Origin of the sequence: Fluviicola sp. (assembly GCF_039596355.1) — a bacterium.
GTDB lineage: Bacteria > Bacteroidota > Bacteroidia > Flavobacteriales_D > Crocinitomicaceae > Fluviicola.
Genome location: NZ_JBCNJW010000002.1, coordinates 97145 through 115375, shown reverse-complemented (window position 1 = coordinate 115375; position 18231 = coordinate 97145). Strand labels below are relative to the sequence as shown.

Annotated in this window: 14 protein-coding genes and 2 tRNA genes; 9 read left to right on the top strand and 7 right to left on the bottom strand. The window is 44.4% G+C overall.

Annotated features, from left to right (window positions below):
• Window positions 1–15: 15 nt before the first annotated feature.
• Complete coding sequence (locus ABDV94_RS05685) at window positions 16–1488, bottom strand: OmpA family protein (protein WP_343605533.1); 1473 nt, start codon at window positions 1486–1488, stop codon at window positions 16–18.
• A gap of 258 nt (window positions 1489–1746) precedes the next feature.
• On the bottom strand, window positions 1747–2289 hold the full coding sequence (locus ABDV94_RS05680) for a DinB family protein (RefSeq protein WP_343605531.1): 543 nt from the start codon (window positions 2287–2289) through the stop codon (window positions 1747–1749).
• Window positions 2290–2514: 225 nt separating this feature from the next.
• Here ABDV94_RS05680 and ABDV94_RS05675 point away from each other — a divergent pair, with 225 nt between their 5' ends.
• On the top strand, window positions 2515–4080 hold the full coding sequence (locus ABDV94_RS05675) for a hypothetical protein (protein ID WP_343605529.1): 1566 nt from the start codon (window positions 2515–2517) through the stop codon (window positions 4078–4080).
• A gap of 3 nt (window positions 4081–4083) precedes the next feature.
• On the opposite strand, the gene ABDV94_RS05670 is transcribed toward ABDV94_RS05675, so the two are convergent.
• On the bottom strand, window positions 4084–5457 hold the full coding sequence (locus ABDV94_RS05670; RefSeq protein WP_343605528.1) for a M20/M25/M40 family metallo-hydrolase: 1374 nt from the start codon (window positions 5455–5457) through the stop codon (window positions 4084–4086).
• 255 nt (window positions 5458–5712) lie between these two features.
• Here ABDV94_RS05670 and ychF point away from each other — a divergent pair, with 255 nt between their 5' ends.
• The 6 genes from ychF (at window position 5713) to ABDV94_RS05640 (ending at window position 13314) form a co-directional block, all read left to right on the top strand.
• Window positions 5713–6804 carry a redox-regulated ATPase YchF gene (ychF, locus tag ABDV94_RS05665; RefSeq protein WP_343606272.1) on the top strand — a complete coding sequence of 364 codons (1092 nt, stop codon included), beginning with the start codon at window positions 5713–5715 and terminating at the stop codon, window positions 6802–6804.
• Window positions 6805–6940: 136 nt separating this feature from the next.
• The gene (locus tag ABDV94_RS05660) at window positions 6941–7654 is read left to right on the top strand and encodes a DUF434 domain-containing protein (RefSeq protein WP_343605526.1); all 714 of its coding nucleotides are present in this window, start codon (window positions 6941–6943) and stop codon (window positions 7652–7654) included.
• 5 nt (window positions 7655–7659) lie between these two features.
• Entirely contained in the window at window positions 7660–9030 is a 1371-nt protein-coding gene (locus ABDV94_RS05655) for an SDR family oxidoreductase (protein WP_343605525.1), read from the top strand.
• A gap of 23 nt (window positions 9031–9053) precedes the next feature.
• Window positions 9054–9125 (top strand) — tRNA-Gly (locus ABDV94_RS05650).
• 8 nt (window positions 9126–9133) lie between these two features.
• Window positions 9134–9205: transfer RNA gene (locus ABDV94_RS05645), tRNA-Cys, on the top strand.
• 521 nt (window positions 9206–9726) lie between these two features.
• Window positions 9727–13314 (top strand): T9SS type A sorting domain-containing protein, encoded by a 3588-nt coding sequence (locus ABDV94_RS05640; RefSeq protein WP_343605524.1) that lies wholly within the window; start codon window positions 9727–9729, stop codon window positions 13312–13314.
• Between the two features lie 136 nt (window positions 13315–13450).
• Here the strand turns inward: ABDV94_RS05640 and ABDV94_RS05635 are convergent, their stop codons facing one another.
• Window positions 13451–13672, bottom strand: a complete 222-nt coding sequence (locus ABDV94_RS05635) for a DUF2795 domain-containing protein (RefSeq protein ID WP_124745056.1) — start codon at window positions 13670–13672, stop codon at window positions 13451–13453.
• A gap of 104 nt (window positions 13673–13776) precedes the next feature.
• Complete coding sequence (locus ABDV94_RS05630; RefSeq protein ID WP_343605521.1) at window positions 13777–14328, bottom strand: cob(I)yrinic acid a,c-diamide adenosyltransferase; 552 nt, start codon at window positions 14326–14328, stop codon at window positions 13777–13779.
• A 203-nt stretch (window positions 14329–14531) separates the two neighbouring features.
• Here ABDV94_RS05630 and ABDV94_RS05625 point away from each other — a divergent pair, with 203 nt between their 5' ends.
• Complete coding sequence (locus ABDV94_RS05625) at window positions 14532–14888, top strand: cytochrome c (protein WP_343605519.1); 357 nt, start codon at window positions 14532–14534, stop codon at window positions 14886–14888.
• A 112-nt stretch (window positions 14889–15000) separates the two neighbouring features.
• Here the strand turns inward: ABDV94_RS05625 and ABDV94_RS05620 are convergent, their stop codons facing one another.
• Window positions 15001–15648 (bottom strand): class I SAM-dependent methyltransferase, encoded by a 648-nt coding sequence (locus tag ABDV94_RS05620; RefSeq protein ID WP_343605518.1) that lies wholly within the window; start codon window positions 15646–15648, stop codon window positions 15001–15003.
• A 138-nt stretch (window positions 15649–15786) separates the two neighbouring features.
• Between ABDV94_RS05620 and ABDV94_RS05615 the strand changes: the two genes are divergently transcribed.
• On the top strand, window positions 15787–17220 hold the full coding sequence (locus tag ABDV94_RS05615; protein WP_343605516.1) for a DUF4301 family protein: 1434 nt from the start codon (window positions 15787–15789) through the stop codon (window positions 17218–17220).
• 74 nt (window positions 17221–17294) lie between these two features.
• On the opposite strand, the gene ABDV94_RS05610 is transcribed toward ABDV94_RS05615, so the two are convergent.
• Window positions 17295–18215 (bottom strand): DUF58 domain-containing protein, encoded by a 921-nt coding sequence (locus tag ABDV94_RS05610; RefSeq protein WP_343605514.1) that lies wholly within the window; start codon window positions 18213–18215, stop codon window positions 17295–17297.
• Between the last annotated feature and the right edge of the window lie 16 nt (window positions 18216–18231).

The window sequence follows — 18231 nt, the reverse complement described above, 5'->3', positions numbered from 1 at the left end:
ACTGAGGACTAAAACTTAGTCGGAGAATTTTACGACAAACTCCACACGGCGGTTTTCTGCACGCCCTTCCTTGGTATCGTTACTTGCTTTTGGCTTGGTTTCACCGAATCCATAAGCGCTGAGCCTGTCTGCTGCAATGCCCTTTTTCTCCAGGTATGCTTTCACTGCTTCTGCACGTTTTTGAGAAAGCGCCATGTTTTTGGCATCGTCGCCCTGGCTGTCTGTGTGTCCGTTGATATCCAGTTTATAGGATGGGTTCTCGTTCATGATTTTAACCACGTTGTCGAGAATTCCGTAGGATGTTTTCTTAATAACGTCTTTTCCGGTTTCAAACTGGATGCCTTTCAGTGCCCGTTCAAAGACTTTGAGGGTTTCAGCCTTGATTTCCGGACAACCGTTGTTTGCTGCTACACCTGCGATTTTCGGACACTTGTCTTCATTATCCGGAATGCCGTCATTATCCGTGTCCGGACAACCGTTGAATTTCGCCAGTCCTTTTACTTTCGGACAGGCATCATCCGCATCGGTAATTCCATCGCCGTCTGCATCCGGACAACCTTTCATGGAAGCCAAACCCTTGACATCCGGGCAGGCATCATCTGCATCCGGAATACCATCACCATCTGCATCCGGACATCCTTTTGCACTGGCTACACCGGCTACTTTCGGACAAGCATCTTCTGCATCGGTGATTCCGTCTCCATCTGTATCGGGGCATCCTTTCATGGAGGCAATACCGGCTACATCCGGACAGTTATCCTGGTAATCCGGAATTCCGTCTTTGTCTTTGTCCAATGGACATCCCATCAAGTCTACTTTGACTTCCAATGGAGTATTCGGACATTTATCCCGGCGATCTCCCACTCCGTCACCATCCGTATCTTTTGTCTTCCCGACAGTAAAAAGTACACCGATGGTATGAATCATAAACTGATCGTTGTATTTTCCGCTGGAATGATGATCCCGGTAATCCCGGCTGGTATAGGCGTAATTCAGGTTGTAATTGAATCCGAATTTCTCATTTACCATGATGTTGAAACCCAGCCCGGCATTCCCGGTCCAGTCTGTTCCTGCAATATTGAGGTTGTCTTTGTCTTTCAGGTAGTGCGCAAACCCTGTTCCAATAAAAATATAAGGCTGAAAAACAGATTCTTCTTTCAGCCACTTTCCATTATTGAATTTGAACTTCAGATTCAGGTTTCCCTGTCCCATATCAGAACGGTATCCCATGTTATTCGGTAAGTGAAACCCGAGTTTTCCAACTGTGAAATCGAGCCCCAGGTTAAACCACGGATTCAGGTAGTAATTTCCCGACAGGCCGAGTTGCCCCCTGTAGGCTTTGTTCATATTGAACCATTGCTGATTCAGTTCACCATGGTAATCGGAGAGCCCTCCGTTTATTCCGATGGCGAATTTTCTGTCAGCGCTCTGTCCGAACACGGTCCCAAGCGCTAAACACATAGCGAAAGTGAATAATGGTTTTTTCATAACTAAAAAAATAAGTATGATTTCAACTAAATGTAGCTGAAAGATTTACTAAAAACAAACTTTTTGTTAAAATATACTTATTAATTGCGTTATACAGTTATGAATTATACAGTTGTTTTTGATTTACAAGGTGTTAAACCTGTGAAGTGATGACCTGACATTCCGGGAAAAGGAACGTGAAATCAGCTGACCGGCTGCCTGAATTTCACACAGGAAGTACTTTCAGTGAGCCGCTCTGCATTTTAATACGATACCGAATCAGAAGATTTCATCTGCATCTACCAGGTAGCGTTCCTTAATAATATTACAGTGGTGGATTCCGTGTCCCAGGATCATCCAGCCCAGGTTTCGTGCGGTATTCGGACTGTTGTTTGCCATTCCTGCTTCGTCGAGCATCGCTGGGGTCATTCCTTTGAACAACGAGATGGTTGCTTTCCGCACATCGAAAAATTCGTCCTTCAGATCACTTAATGTGCGCTGCTCGGTATTATTGTGCTGAGCATACCAACCTTCGTCGAAGCCTTCAACCGGTGTTTTGTCTTTGCGGGAAAAGCGCAGTGCACGGTATTGAAACACCCGTTCGGTTTCGATAACGTGGAGAATCACACCTTTCAATGTCCATTTATCATCCGCATACTGAAAGTCGGCTTTGTTTTCGGGAAGTCCTTCGATAAAAGCGGTTGTCTGTTTCAAATCCTGTTCCAAAGCAAGCATCAGATCGTCTTGTCCGATGGTTCGGTCGAAATAATATTTTGCATATGCCGGGGCTGTTTCCGGGTTAGGCCTTCCGATAAAACTCATGTTGGGGCTGTTTTACTTCAAAGTTAAACAATATTCTTTAGTCCTGTAACAGAATATCAGGCGGGATCGGTTTTGTTTGCAGCGCCCAAAAAGTGAATGCTGTCGAAAATAATTCAACGCGTTGAAAAGTTCAAATAAAAGCTTTGATCGATTGAGTTCCTATATTAAATTATTGTTGAGGAACGGTGTTTTAGATAAAGCCATTAATTTTGCAGAAAAAATCACATGAATCGTACCGCCTGTATTTTCTTATTGATCATTTCCCATTTTTCGTTCGGACAAATCATCCGTCCGCGCATTGAGCAAGCACAAACACTCGACGAATCGCTGAATCATGCGTTGATGGGAGTTGCGAATAAGCGCTTGCTGAGTTTTTCAGAGAAAAAGGATCAGATGAACATCGATGTGTACGATACCGATTCCCTGAATTTGCTTTACCACGAACAGATTCAGCTCTATGGAAATGATAAATACGATCTGGAGGTTCAGGGAGTGTACCGGGTAAAAGATGGTTTCAAGCTGGTTGCTTCCGGTTTTTCGAACCAGACGGATCAATTCGGACTGTTTGTTTATTCGATCCAGGAAGATGGAAAACTGGGGAAGAACTTCCAGAAGATTTTGTTTGCCAACAGGCCGGGAAGTGTATACGCTGTTCGTCAGAGTATTAAAACCAATTCCGATCAGTCGTTGCTGCTGGTTCACCTGGGGTTTGTAGACTCGTATCACGATTTGGTTGACCACCAGCTGTTTGTTTTCGACTCGAACCTGAAGACTTTGTTTAACCTGAGCAATGATGGGGTTCCGGCTTCGACAGTGAAAGAGAAGTATGCATTGGTTTACTGCATCGGTGCGAATCACCTGTATGAATTCAGGCAGGAAGTAACCTATAATAAGTCGCTCAAAAAGTACCAGGCTGTTTTGGGATTCAAAAAATATGACTTTAAAGGAGCGGAAACGGTTTACACGCAATCGATCAAACTGGGGGACGGTTTTCAGCTTTCGGACATGTTGTTGAAAGAATCCGGGGGCAGTCTTCAATTGTTCGCTTCCTTTATCGCAAGTGCGAAAAAGACGATTACCGGGATCAGGGGAATCTATGTGGCGAAATTCAACCCGGATCTGACCATACAATATGCCAAAGCGCAGAATCTCTCACAGGCTACGCGTGCAAAAAGTTTGAGAGGGTATGAGAATACGGAAATGCTGGATGTTCCGTTGCTTTATTCGTTAAACCACTGCATGACGGATAGCCTGGGGAATTCGTATTTGTTGTACGAACGTACTTCGGAGAACAATTCTTACGGAATCCGCGAGTTTTATTTCGGGTCGGTTATTGCCGTGAAGATCAATGAAGCGGGAATCATGGAGTGGGATACTTTCATTGCAAAATCCCAGTTTTTCACGGAAAATGCGCTTCCCATTCCGCTGATTGTGCCGAATGTGGGGTTTGCCGTTTTGTTCTCCATCCGTTTTTCCAAAGACAGCCGCCAGTATCTATCTTTTAAACCGATGATGAAGAATAATGAGCTGTACCTGATTTACAACGATAATCCTGAAAACGATGGCAAAACCGCAGGGCAGGAGCGTAAAAATATGACCAACATCAACCAGAGCGTTCCGTTTGTGATCCGTCTTTCAGCTAATGGAAAGGTCGAATACCAGATGCTGAAAGACCTGAAAATCGGATCTGAAAACCAGCGGATCGTTTATTCCGTTTTGGACGGCACCACTTTATTTACTCTTCGCGACTCGAAGAAACAGGAAGTGTTGCAGCGGATTGTGTTTGAATAAGTATTACAATCCTTTATCCAACAGGTAAACGAAAGCCGCCATACTTGCGCAGCCCAGTTCCAGTTCCCGTTTGTTGACACTTTCAAAGACATCGCTTGGCGCGTGGTGGAAGTCGAAATAACGTTGTGAATCCGGTACAAAACCGAAAAGCGGAATGCCTTTGTAGGCTTCTTTCAATGGACTGATGTCCACGCCTCCGTATCCTTTTTCGAAGTGGTATAAACCGTAAGGCAATAACAAAGATCTGAAGGACTGGATCAGCTTCAGGTAATTGTCCGGGCCGTCGCATTCGAAACCGTGCGGAGTGAATCCACCACGGTCGCTTTCAATCGCCGCAACCTGTTTCTCGTTGTTGTCTTTTGCCCATTTGGCGTAGCCCTGACCGCCTTTGTTCCCGTTTTCCTCGTTCATAAAGAAAACCACGCGAATGGTGTGAACAGGTTGAATTTTCAGTTGCTTCAGAATGCGGATTGCCTCCAGGCAGTGAACGATTCCCGCTCCGTCGTCGTGTGCGCCCTCACCGGTATCCCAGGAGTCAAGATGTCCGCCGATGGTGATAATCTCACCACTTTTGGAGCTTCCTTTCAGTTCGCCTACAACGTTGAATGACTGTACATCCGGGTAATCGCGGCAATCCATTTCGAAGATCAATTGCGTCTTGCCCTTTTGGATCGCTTCAGCCAGTAGATTAGACGATTTGGTAGACAAAGCTCCTGCCGGAATTTTAGCAATGCCTGTTTCGTAGTACATCGATCCGGTATGCGGATGCTGATCTTCGGGCATCGCCAATGAACGAATCACCACTCCGACAGCTCCGAGTTTAGCCGCTTCAACAGCACCTTGTCCGCGAATGGCATAGCATCCTCCGTATGCGGTGAACGTCACAATGTCTGCCGGGTTCATGGGTTGATTCAGGAATACAATTTTCCCCTGTACCTGCGCTTTGCTTGCTTTTTTGAGTTCGTCGAGGTGATTGAACTGGATCACTTCCGCTTTCAATAAGCCATTCGTTCCGATAGAACCACCCAGTGCCAGGATATCGAGTTGAACCACCTGGTTACTTGCAGTCTGGAACCAGGCAACTTCTTTGGTGCCGCGTTCCCAATGCGGAACGGTTACCGGTTGCAGCGTGACTTTATCGAAACCATATTCTTCCATTTTGCGTTTTCCCCATTCAACGGCCATTTGAGCCTGGGCAGAACCGGTAATCCGCGCGCCGATGTCTTTGCAGAGTGAACGCAGGTCTTCATGGGATTTCCCGCGAAGCAAGGCTTCATTAAAAAACTGACGGATTTGTACGGAATCGGATTGCTGGCCGAATAAGAGTGCCGAAGAGAAAAGGGAACAGCTGATAAATAGGGTACGAAAGAATGTCATGGGGCATTTTAATTTGATCCGCCACGAAAATAATAAATCGATCATATAATTACGAATTCTTGAGAGTTACGAATGCCTAATTACGAATTACGAATACTTGTTTTTTGTCACTTCGGGACCGGAGGTGTATCAGGAACGGACTTGAAACAAGCATGAAGAAATAATTCGTCATTCATTAGGGAGTCTGAACCTTTTCAATTTTCACTTTTACATTTTCAATTTAAAAGTATCTTTGCACAAAATTTTTTTATGGCCTTGAAATGCGGAATCGTTGGTCTGCCGAATGTGGGTAAGTCAACTTTGTTTAATTGTTTATCTAATGCAAAGGCGCAGTCTGCGAACTTTCCCTTCTGTACGATCGAACCGAACGTAGGAACGATTTCCGTTCCGGATCCGCGTCTGGAGAAGCTGGAATCCATGGTAAACCCGGAGCGCGTAGTTCCTACAACAATGGAAATTGTGGATATTGCAGGGTTGGTGAAAGGCGCTTCGAAAGGGGAAGGATTAGGAAACCAATTCCTGGCAAATATCCGCGAAACAGATGCGATTCTGCACGTACTGCGATGTTTTGAAGATGGAAACATCATTCACGTAGACGGACGTGTAGACCCGGTAAGTGATAAAGAAATCATCGATATCGAATTGCAGTTGAAGGATTTGGAATCCATTGAAAAACGCATTCAGTCATTGGCTCGTAACCTGAAATCCGGAGACAAGGAAGTGGTGAAAGAGAATGAACTGGCATTGGCAATCAAAGCAACTCTGGAGCAGGGGAAATCCGTTCGTTCCATGACTTTTGATGAAAAGGAAAGAGAGATCGTTCAAAAGTTCCAGTTGATTACATCCAAGCCGGTAATGTATGTGTGTAACGTAGAAGAATCTGCGGTAAAAACAGGAAACGCACACGTGGAAGCGGTTCGTGAAGCAGTGAAAGACGAAAAAGCACAAATCCTGGTAGTTGGAGCGAAGATCGAAGCAGATATTTCCGAATTGGAAACTTATGAAGAGCGCCAGATGTTCCTGGAAGAACTCGGGTTGGAAGAACCGGGAGTGAACCGCTTGATTCGTTCGGCTTATGCCTTGTTGAATCTGCAGACTTATTTTACAGCCGGTGTGAAAGAAGTGCGTGCCTGGACGATTCCGGTAGGTGCAACTGCTCCGCAGGCGGCAGGGGTGATCCACACAGACTTTGAAAAAGGATTTATCCGTGCAGAGGTGATGAAATATGAAGATTACACGACTTTGGGTTCTGAAGCAGCAGTGAAAGAAGCCGGGAAATTTAAAGTAGAAGGAAAAGAATACATCGTACAGGACGGAGACATTATGCATTTCAGATTTAATGTATAAGTAGTTTATAAATTATATTCGTGAACCCTGAACAGCTTGGTTGTTCAGGGTTTTTTCGTAAAATTCGTGGGATGTATTTCCGGTTGTACACAAATCCCTATTTTAGAAGCAAATTTGAATCACAGATCGTAAAAGGATGAGCCAAAGCAGTCGCGGAAAAGAACCTTCGGATGATAAGTTGTTTGGCTCGGATTCCGTGCGTCAGAAGCTGAAAGATGCTGTGGCAGATCTTGGTCATTTGATGGGACGGGGTTATGCTCAGAAATCGGCGCTGGCGTTGATCGGTAATCGATACAAGCTGAATGTCAGGCAACAAAAAGCGGTACAGGGAATGGCAGCTTCATCCGAACAAATATTGAAACGGCAGGAAAGAAGTCTGTCTTTCGAAGTGTTGGAAAACCAGGAAGTTGTCATGGATGGATTCAACGTATTGATCTTGTTGGAAAGTTTCCTTTCCGGTGCTTATTTGTTTAAAGGTGCGGATGGATTTTACCGTGATCTTTCCAGTGTGCACGGATCGTATAAAAAAGTGAGTCAGACTGCCAGAGCAATAGAACTGATAGGAGAATTCTACGAAAAAGCGAAGATCAAAAAGATTCATTGGTATTTTGATAAACCGGTTTCCAATAGCGGAAAACTGAAAAAAATCATCGAAGACATAGCTACGGAAAAAGGATATGATTGGCAGGTTAAGTTAACTTTTCAGACAGATGCGGACATTGTGAATGAAAACAAGATTTCAGTTAGTTCAGATGCGTGGATTCTGGATCACAGCGACCGAAATTTCAATTTCCTGAATGATGTTATCAACAACCAATCCGCATCGAATATCATTGATTTAGATTTTTAAAGAAAATGGAATACGAAAATAATTCCCCATTTACCCGGGAAGAATGGGAAAACTGCATCAAAGTATTGTCGGTGTTGAAGGATGATCCGTTTAACAATCCGGATAACCGCTTGCTGGCAACGCTGATTACCAAAATTCATAAGCAGGTAAAAAAGACCAAACGTAGTGAAAACCTGGCCGATAGAAGGGAGAAAGACCTGGGAGTTATCCGGAATACGGTTGTGAACCAACAGGCGCTTGCTTCGACGAGTTTGTTCTGGGATTCGGATTTCCGGGAAGAACAACCTTTTTCAAAACTGGAAATCGCACGAAGTTGCTATTGCTGTAATCAACCGTTTGATCTGGCTCATTTTTTCTATGCGCGTTTATGTCCGGATTGTGCGGTAGAAAATTATAAGATGCGTTTTGAAAATACGGATCTTACGGGAAGAAAGGTGATTCTTACCGGTGGACGTGTAAAAGTGGGATACGCTACTGCTTTGCGATTCCTTAGAAATAACGCAGAAGTAATTGTCACGACCCGGTTTCCCGCACTTTCTATGACGCAATTTCAGCAGGAATCGGATTATGAAGCATGGAAAGACCGCCTCACTGTTTACGGGTTGGATTTAAGGAATCTGCATGCAATCCAGGAGTTTATTGCTTATTATGCTTCCCGGTTTGATACGTTGGATATCCTGATCAATAATGCTGCTCAAACCATTCATTACCCAACGGATTATTACGGTCCGGTTATTTCGGGTGAAGCCAAAGCAAAGCAACAACTGGGATCAATAAAAAATCTCATTGAAAACCAAACGCCGATCTCCAATGAGCTGAAAGCTTTGGAGTATACTTCGTTCAAACAAGAGTCGATTCCATTAAACCGTTTTGGACAGCCTGTAGACATGCGGGAGAAAAATAGCTGGAATTCGTTGTTGGAAGAAATTTCCACCCAGGAATTACTGGAAGTGAACCTGATTAATCAAATAGCACCTTATTTGCTGATCAAAGAGTTAAAACCGTTCTTCCTGCGCTCCACATTTGAAGAAAAATTCATTGTAAATGTGACTTCTTCGGAAGGTCTGTTTAGTTATTCGAATAAAACGAAATACCATCCGCATACCAATATGACGAAAGCGGCTTTAAACATGCTTACACGTACCAGCGCCCAGGAATTTTCGGAAGACAAGATTTACATGTCGTGTGTGGATGTGGGCTGGATTTCTACCGGTGCTATTGAAAGTTTGCGGAAAAAACAATTCGAAAAAGGTGCTATTCCACCTCTTGATTCCGTAGATGGGGCCAGCAGGATTTTTCACCCGATTTGCCAAGGAATTGAAAAAACGTATTTTTACGGAGTATTGCTAAAAGATTACAAGGTTTCCGAATGGTAATCTCCGGAAATAAAGAAATGACCGAGGTATTGGTACAGCTGGAAGAACGCCTGCTCACCAAGCAGGAAACGCAAGTTCGAATCTTGCATACCCTGGTCTGCATGGGAGCGGTAGTTTAGTGGAAAAACAGGGGAACGCAAATCCCCGGACACAGGTTCGAATCCTGTCCGCCTCACAAAAAGAAAAAGCGAATTACGGTAGTAGTTCGCTTTTTCTTTTTCCCTCAATACTCACTCTCACACTCGCTCTGTTTTCAGAGCTTTTTCTTTCAGTGTGAGTGTGAGGACTGAGTGCGGGATCCGTGTTCGAAGTTGCGATTTCGTCTCTTCCCTGCGAGGGAGGACTAAGGTCTGACGACTCTGACGAGTGCCAGACTCCGTCAGAGAGGGTGACGAAGCAAAATCTTCCGCAAACCATTGGTTTTAGTGTGTTTTCTTGTCGAATCAAAGTTGTTCGAATCCCATTGGGTTCACAAAAAAAAGCGAAATACACCTGAATTTCACTTTTTTACTCCGATTTTGCTATCGGGACACAACCCCCACACAAATTAAACCTGTAGAAAGTTAAAGCATTGTAAACCAAATAGGTTGAAAAATAAAGTGAAACGGATATAAATCGGTCCTGTTTTATCTCTTGATAATGTGCTGAAGCCCCTTGTTGAAAGGCTAATTTTACGCCCAAGTTTAATAAGAGTTTATGAAATCAATAGCACTAACATGCCTTTTTGCAGTCTTTTTGACGGCTGTCGGGGCACAATCATTAAGTCCCGTATCACTGGAACAATTGGTGAATACGGATATTCCGACCGATCAATACAACAGCCAGGTTGCCGCAGATCCGAACGGCGGATACGTGATTGTCTGGACAACTGCTCAAAGTTCCGGAACCGTCATCGCCAGAAGGTACGACAGTTTCCATAATCCAATTACGGCCGAATTAACCATCAATACGGATAATTCCAGGTCGATCAATATTGAATATTGGAAAAACGGCAAATACATCATTTCATTTATCGAAACATCAGGAACTACGCTGAAATTTGTGGTTTTGGATGAGTTGAATGCGGTTAGTGCAGAAACAACGGTACTAGGATCGCTTTCGAAATATGACTTGGCTCCCAAAGGGGATTCGCTGGCATTTTTATATACTAAAACTTCGAACAATCAGGTGTATTTGCGTGGATACAATCTATCCACCAATGCCTGGATCAATACAGAGGTTTTAGTTTCTGAAATTACCGGATCTTCAGCTTCTTATGATGAGCCGAATATCGTTTATCATCCAAACGGGCGAATGACCGCAATCTACCACTTGTACATTAATACGTCCGGTTGTTGTACGTTTGACCGCCGGATCATGAGAAAAACATTCAATGCGTCTTATCTTGCTGAAATTCCGGAATATGCCCTTTGGAGTTCCAATTCGGATCTCAATGTCGGAAGCGATTTGGATGCCAGCGGGAATGCCAATGGAGAAGTCATTGTAACCACTGCACACGGTGCAACCACTTCGCAGCGATACCTGCGCTTGTGGATTTTAGGAAGTACAGGTTCGGCAATTGTCAATAACGCGGTATTACTTCCTGTAGTAACCACCAACGATTGGTACGATAATATTGAAGGACATTTGTATGATAATGGAGATTTTTTAATTTCCAAGTCCATTCGAACAGGAGGTTATACGAATCCGAATGACAGTGAAGCATACGTTATTTATGGAACAAATTACAATGCGAGCAACAGCGGACTTTTACGCATGAACAGTACGCTGGCAGGTTACCAGATGTATACGAGTGTAGCGAAACTGCCGAATGGCGGGTTTATCGGTTGTTGGTGCGGTAACGGATTTCAGGGGGATGCTCAGGGAGTTTATGCCCGGGCATACAATGCGGTTTCTTTCCCGGGAGTTGTTTTCAGCAATGCCGGAGCATATACGGTAACGGAAGCCGGAACAACGGCAACTGTAGGAATTGCTTTGGGAACACAGCCAACAGGAAACGTAACGGTAAATCTTTCTTCCTCCGATTTAACGGAAGGAACACTGAGTACTGCTCAAATGACGTTTACGCCTTCCAACTGGAATGTGGTTCAAAATGTCGTGGTAACAGGAGTAGACGATACAGCCGATGACGGAGATATCAGTTTTAACCTTGTAGCTTCAACCAGTACCAGTGCAGATGCAACGTATGCCGGTTTGGCGAATAAGAACCAGGCAATGGTAAACCTGGACAATGATGCAACGATGACCATGCCTTCTGCTCAAAGTTTTTGTAAATCAACCGGAATGAGCGGAGTCAATGCAATTATAACCAATGTGGGATTGCCTATTAGTTCAGTCACAGGAACGAGCAGTAACCAGGGCGTGATTGATAACAGTGATATCACCATCAATAACCAGGGAAGTGGTACGTATGCAATTACGATTACCAATTTGAGTAACAACTCTCCGGGAACGGCTCAGATTACATTGACGGCGACAGACGGTCAGTTTAATTATACGGGAACATTTCAGGTGACTACCACCGGAGTGGCAATTGTGACTTCTGCGACTTCAAACAGCATCTGTCAGGGAGAATCAGTGACACTTTCTGCAACAGGCGGACAAACTATTTCCTGGAGTAACGGAGTTGTGAATAACGTGGCCTTTACCCCCACAACGACAACCACTTATACCGTTACAGCTGATAATGGTTCGGGATGTACCGGAACAGCGACCCAAACCATCACTGTACATACAGTTCCGGCAACGCCAACTGTCAATGCAAATGGTCCATTGTCTTTCTGTGTAAGCGGATCCGTTACGCTGAGTTCTTCATCAGCAAGCGGAAATACCTGGTCCACCGGAGAAACAACCCAAAGTATTGTGGTGTCAAATGCCGGAACATATACTGTTTCTGTATCAAACGGAACATGTGTTGCCACCTCTGCGCCTGTCGTAGTAACGATAAACAGTAATCCAACAGCACCGGTGATCACATCCAACGGATCAACAACATTTTGCTCGGGAGGATTCGTTACATTGAGTTCTTCATCGGCAACCGGGAATACCTGGTCTACCGGGGAAACGACCCAAAGTATCGTTGTTTCAAATGCCGGAACGTATACTGTTTCAGCATCAAACGGAACGTGTGCTGCAACTTCTGCACCTGTGGCGGTGACCGTAAACAGCAATCAGACAACGCCGGTTATTACGGCAGGCGGCCCAACTACTTTCTGTGATGGCGGGTCAGTGACCTTAACCTCTTCCCAATCAACCGGAAACTCCTGGTCAACGGGCGTGACTTCGCAGACGATTCAGGTAACAACCACAAACACGTATCTTTTGACCACAACTGACGCGAACGGATGTGTATCTCCTGCGGCGAGCATCCTTGTAACCGTACAAGCTTTGCCAACTATTTCTGCCGGACCGGATCAGACGATTTGTAAGGGAGATCTGGTAACCTTGCTGGGAACCGGTGGAACAACTTATTCCTGGACCGGTGGTGTTACGAACGGAACGCCTTTTTCATTGAACAATCAAGCTACTTATGAAGTGACCGGAACAGCAAGCAACGGATGTACGAATACCGATCAGGTAACCATTTTTGTAAATAATCTTCCAAACGTAAGTGCGGGACAAGACCTGGTAGTGTGTAACGGTGCATCGGTTACGTTGAATGGTTCGGGAGCTGCAACATACTACTGGAATAATGGAATTACAAACGGTGTTTCCTTTATCCCGACTCCCGGAACGACCACTTATACCGTAACGGGAACAAATGCCAATGGTTGTGAGGCAGAAGATCAGGTAACGGTAACAGTGAATTTACTGCCTGCAGTTACGATTTCTGCGATTCCTGTTTTCTGTGTTTCTGACGGAGCTTCTATCCTGGATCAGGGAGCGCCGGCTGGCGGAAGTTATTCCGGAGACGGGATTAGCGGTACGGTTTTCAGTCCTTCACTGGCCGGGGCAGGAATTCACCAGATTACCTATACGTATACGGATCAGAACAACTGTCAGAATACGGCTTCTACAAGTATCCTTGTTGATCAGTGTCTGGGAATCGATGAATGGCAACAAAACCAATTATCCGTGTATCCGAATCCGACAGCAGGATCTGCAACGATTGAATTTCCCGGATCGTTCAGCTACGTTGTTCTGGATGCTCAGGGAAGACAAATCCTGGATGGAATCGGTACGGATGTAACGAAACTGGATTTAACCGTATTCAGTAATGGGATTTACCAGGTAATGATTCGTACTGCGGAAACACAAATTGCGGTACAGGTAGTCAAAAACTAGGATTTTTCAAGAATAATCTACAGGGCATCGGTTTTACCGGTGCCTTTTTTGTTTGGAGGAGTTTCGGTCAGTGATCCGAAAACCAGGGCACAAAAAAAGGTTCCCAAACTGAGAACCTTTTTTAATAAATCGGAGTTTAATATTCATCTTCATTAAACAAGAAGTCGTCTTTAGACGGATAATCTGGCCAAATTTCTTCGATGCTTTCATATACATCACCTTCATCTTCCAAATCCTGAAGGTTTTCAACTACTTCCAGAGGAGCTCCCGCACGAATAGCGTAATCAATCAATTCGTCTTTTGTTGCAGGCCACGGAGCGTCTTCTAAGTAGGATGCGAGTTCTAATGTCCAGTACATGTCTTAGTGATATTGTTGTTTATTTGCGCAAAAATAATCTTATTCTAAAAAAAACCAAGTGTTTTGCGAACGAATCCAAAAAAACTTTGGCAAGCATTTTAAAATCAGTTCGTTCGCGGCTTCCACGGTGTTTCCACAGCATTTAATTCGTGAGCCAGCTTGCGTGAGAGGACAAAAAGATAGTCACTCAGGCGGTTCATGTAGGCGCTGATCAGCGGATTTACGGGCTCGGATTCACTGAGTTGTGAAACCAGTCGTTCGGCTCTGCGGCAGATACAACGGGCAATGTGGCATTGTGAAACAATCACGTTTCCGCCCGGAAGTACAAAGAATTTCATCGGTGGAATGTCCGCATCCATGGCATCAATGTGGTTTTCCAGGAAGGTAATGTCGCTTTCATACAATTCCGGCAAGGTCATTTTGGATTTCACCGGATCAGCTGCGAGGTGGGAACCGATGGTGAAAAGACGATCCTGGATTTCTATCAGCACAACCGATTTGGCTTCTTCCTGGATGAGGTCGCGCAGCAAACCGATGTAGCTGTTCAGTTCGTCTACCGTTCCGTAACTTTCAATCCGGATGTGGTGTTTCGGCAGGCGGGTTCCCCCGATCAACCCGGTTGTTCCTTTATCTCCTTTTTTGGTATACACTTTCATGATTTAAATGTAATTAATTTCCCGCTGTGTCGGCTAAAGATGAACAAATGAGTGAAGGAAATTTCTTACATTTGAGAGAGCGAAAACGAAACTATGAAATTCATTGCAACTACGGAGGTGGTGTGATGCCTGTTTTTGGTCTTCGTGCTCTTACAGAATAACAGAGGGAATTACCGGATTAAAAAACACCAAATAAGAGTCGTATGAAGAAACAATTGTTAGTAGCAGCATGTACCGCGATCCTGGTTGCCTGCGGAACCGCAAAGAATAGTTCTGCAAAAGTAGAATCAATGCCTTCCCAGGCGGATGTTGACCGTGTACAGAGTAAATTTCCCGGGTATACTTTAACAGATCTGAATGACGGTAAAAAGTTGTTCGAAGCGAATTGTGCTTTGTGCCACGGATTGAAAAAACCTGCTTCAAGAACGGAAGAGGAATGGAAAACGATTGTTCCGCGTATGGTTAAAAAAGCAAACGGAAAGAATGGAAATGCATTGGATGCTTCCGGAGAAGAGAAAATCCTGCGTTATGTGATTACGATGGGGTCTGTGCCACATTAGAAAAAAACAACGTTGAAAATTGAACACAGCCGGTTGCTGAGCGAAGTCGAAGCCAGGCTGTGTTTGTTATTTTATCGGTGGTTTTAACTTCGCCTGTTCTTGCAAATCGTAATCAAAACAACCTGTTCTTAAAGATTTTAGGACGGAGAATGAAATGTTCCTTGGTTTGTTCTTCTCTGCGCCACAACAAGCCCATACGCCCCAGGTCGATGGAAACATGAAAGCGTTCGTCCGAAACCAGTTGCTGCCACAAATCCCACATGTCGTCGCTCCAGCGGATATCGTCGAGAATAAAGATTGTCTGACTGTGCGAATGATTGAACAATTTGTCGAGATACAGCAACGTTGCTTGTTTGGAATGGTTTCCGTCCAGGAAGATGAGGTCGTATTTCCCGATAGCAGGAAGTTCCACAAATTCTTCAAACGGACTGCAGATGGTCGTGATTCCGGATAAATCCCAGTAATCAAATTGTTGAAGTGCCCTGGAAAGAATCGCGTCGCAGCCTTCCACGGTAATCAGGTGCGATTCCGGGTTTCCGGCTTTGAGATGAATGCTTCCCGTGCCGATAGATGTTCCGAGTTCCAGCATGAGCGCCGGTTTGTAATGCCGGGCAATTTTCCACAGAATTTCTCCGTAAAGTCCCTTACTGCTCGCATTTTTAGCCAGTTGAGCAACGGAACGGGTATGACTCATTTGTTTGGAACCGGCTCCTAAATCCGTGATTTTGAAAGTTTTCCGGTTCTTTTTGAGGATTTGCATCCACTTTTTTCGCGCAGTGAGAAAATTTTTGTCCACTTTTGTCGTTAGACAATTGTCCACAAAATCAAAAACAAAGGGAGAGTGAATGCCATGTCTGCCTTTTGATTTGCGTAAAAACCCGAAAATCGATTTGGAGTTTTGCATGGCACAAAGAAACAAAAAAACGCTACAGAAAGCATGCTTATGCTAAAAACTAAGTTAGACATACAACTTGAACGCCTGCGTGCACCACAACCGGCATTGAACCTGGTTTCCGCGTGTAAAATCAACGAAGGAATTATTGCTTTGAGTGAAGATAAGATTGATGAACTGGCGCAGTCGCTTTATCAGTCTGATAAAAAGATCACTTTCTTTATACCTGCATCGGGGTCTGGTTCCCGGATGTTTCATTTTCTCTTTGAATTCCTGGATAATCCGAATGAAAGCAACAGCGGGTATGTAGAACGTTTTTTGACACACATTGAAGATTTTGCCTTTTTCTACCAGTTTCCGGCTTCGATTCAGAAAGCATTACGGAACAGGAATATGGACCTGGATGCGCTTGTATCGTTTATTTTGAACAACAAAGGTTATGGTTTGGCGCATTTGCCGAAAGGATTGATTCCGTTTCACAAAAACGGCCCGTTCTTGTTGTGCCCGATCCAGGAACATGTGGTTCAGGGACAATTGCTGAATCAGAATACCTGTTCGTTTCATTTCACGATCCAGCCGAAATTCCAGGAATACATTCAACGTCAGCTGGAGTTTCTGGAAGGGATGACTTCCCGTAAGTTTGAAGTTGATTTTTCGGTTCAGAACCCTGATACGAATGCGGTTGCTTTCGATGATCATTTACAGCCAATCTTGTCGCCGGATGGTGATTTACTGACTCGTCCGGCAGGACACGGCGCTTTGCTGGAAAACTTCGGTCAGGTTGATGCGGATATGGTGTTTATAAAGAATATCGACAACATTCAGCATTACAATCATTCCGAAACGGCGATTCGTACGCAGCGTATGCTGGGCGGATTGTTCCTGGAGATTCAGAACGAAGTGAACAGCCTGTTGACGGATTTCTCCGAAGAAGCCTGGAAGGTATTCAATCAAAAATACCAGGTGTTTCATGAGTCTGTAAACGAACTGTCGAAAGACGAAAAGATAGCGTTACTGAACCGGCCGCTTCGAATCTGTGGAATGGTACGCAACGAAGGACAACCGGGAGGAGGACCTTTCTGGGTTGAAAACAACGGCGAGATTACGAAGCAGATTGTCGAAAAAGCGCAGATCAACCCGAAAAACGATCAGCTCCGTGTCATGGTGCAGAGTTCTCACTTCAACCCGGTTATGATGGTCTGTCAGGGCAAAAACAGCGATGGTTCGAAAATCAATGTGGATGCTTTCAAAGACGACAATGCATACTTTAAAGTGACAAAATCCAACAAAGGGCAGACCATTCATTTCGTAGAACTTCCCGGTTTGTGGAACGGTTCAATGGCAAAGTGGAACACGGTGTTTGTTGAAATTCCAAGTGAAACTTTCAGCCCGGTGAAATCCATCCTGGATTTATTGGACAAGGCACATCAACCGGGGTAAATTCAAAAATTTCAAATTCAAAATTCAAAATGGAGGTGGTGGTACTTTTGAATTTTGCATTATTCATTTTTGAATTAATAAAGCTTCTGTCGTTTCAATAAATACTTCACCAGAACGTCCTGGATCGGATTCTGGATATCTATGGCATAAAAATCGACGTTGTACTGTGTACATTTCAGATTGACTTCATTGAAATAACGATTGATCTCAGTCGTATATTTTTCCTTGATTTCTGCCGGTTGCAGTTTCATTTTTTCACCGGTTTCCATATCGATCAGGTTGATCGGATTGTGGCCCATTTCAAAATCAATTTCAGTCGATTTATCCATGACGTGAAACAAAATAACCTCGTGTTTGTTGTGCTTCATGTGCTGAATGCTCTGCATGAATTCATCCAGGCGCGAAGGATCGTCGAGCAAATCGGTGAAAATAACGATCAGGCTTCTTTTGTGGCATAATTCCGCCACGTCGTGCAGGCAGGAGATTGTTTCCGTGAGCCTGGAATCTACCGGCTGGTATTCGTGGAGCTGTTTCTCCATTTCGTGGAGTAAAAAGCGGTGGTGTGCCCCCGAAGATTTAGCCGGAGTATGCAGGAATAGCTGATTGTGAAACAGTGATAATCCAACCGCGTCACGCTGTCTTTTCAATAATTCCGACAAGGAAGCCGCCGCTAAAACCGAAAATTCGAGCTTCGAGAGATCGTTTTTACCACTGTAATACATCGAAGAGGACACATCGATCACCATTTGGCAACGCAGGTTTGTTTCTTCCTCATATTTCTTGGTAAACATCTTTTCGGAGCGTCCGTAGAGTTTCCAGTCGATATGCCGGGTTGATTCTCCCGGGTTGTATAAACGGTGTTCGGCAAATTCGACCGAAAATCCGTGGAAAGGACTTTTGTGCATTCCGGTGATGAATCCTTCGACCACTTGTTTGGCAAGCAATTCCAGGTTCCCGAACTGGGCCAGCTGATCTTTTTGAATGGTAGACAACATGATTCGAAAATACGTA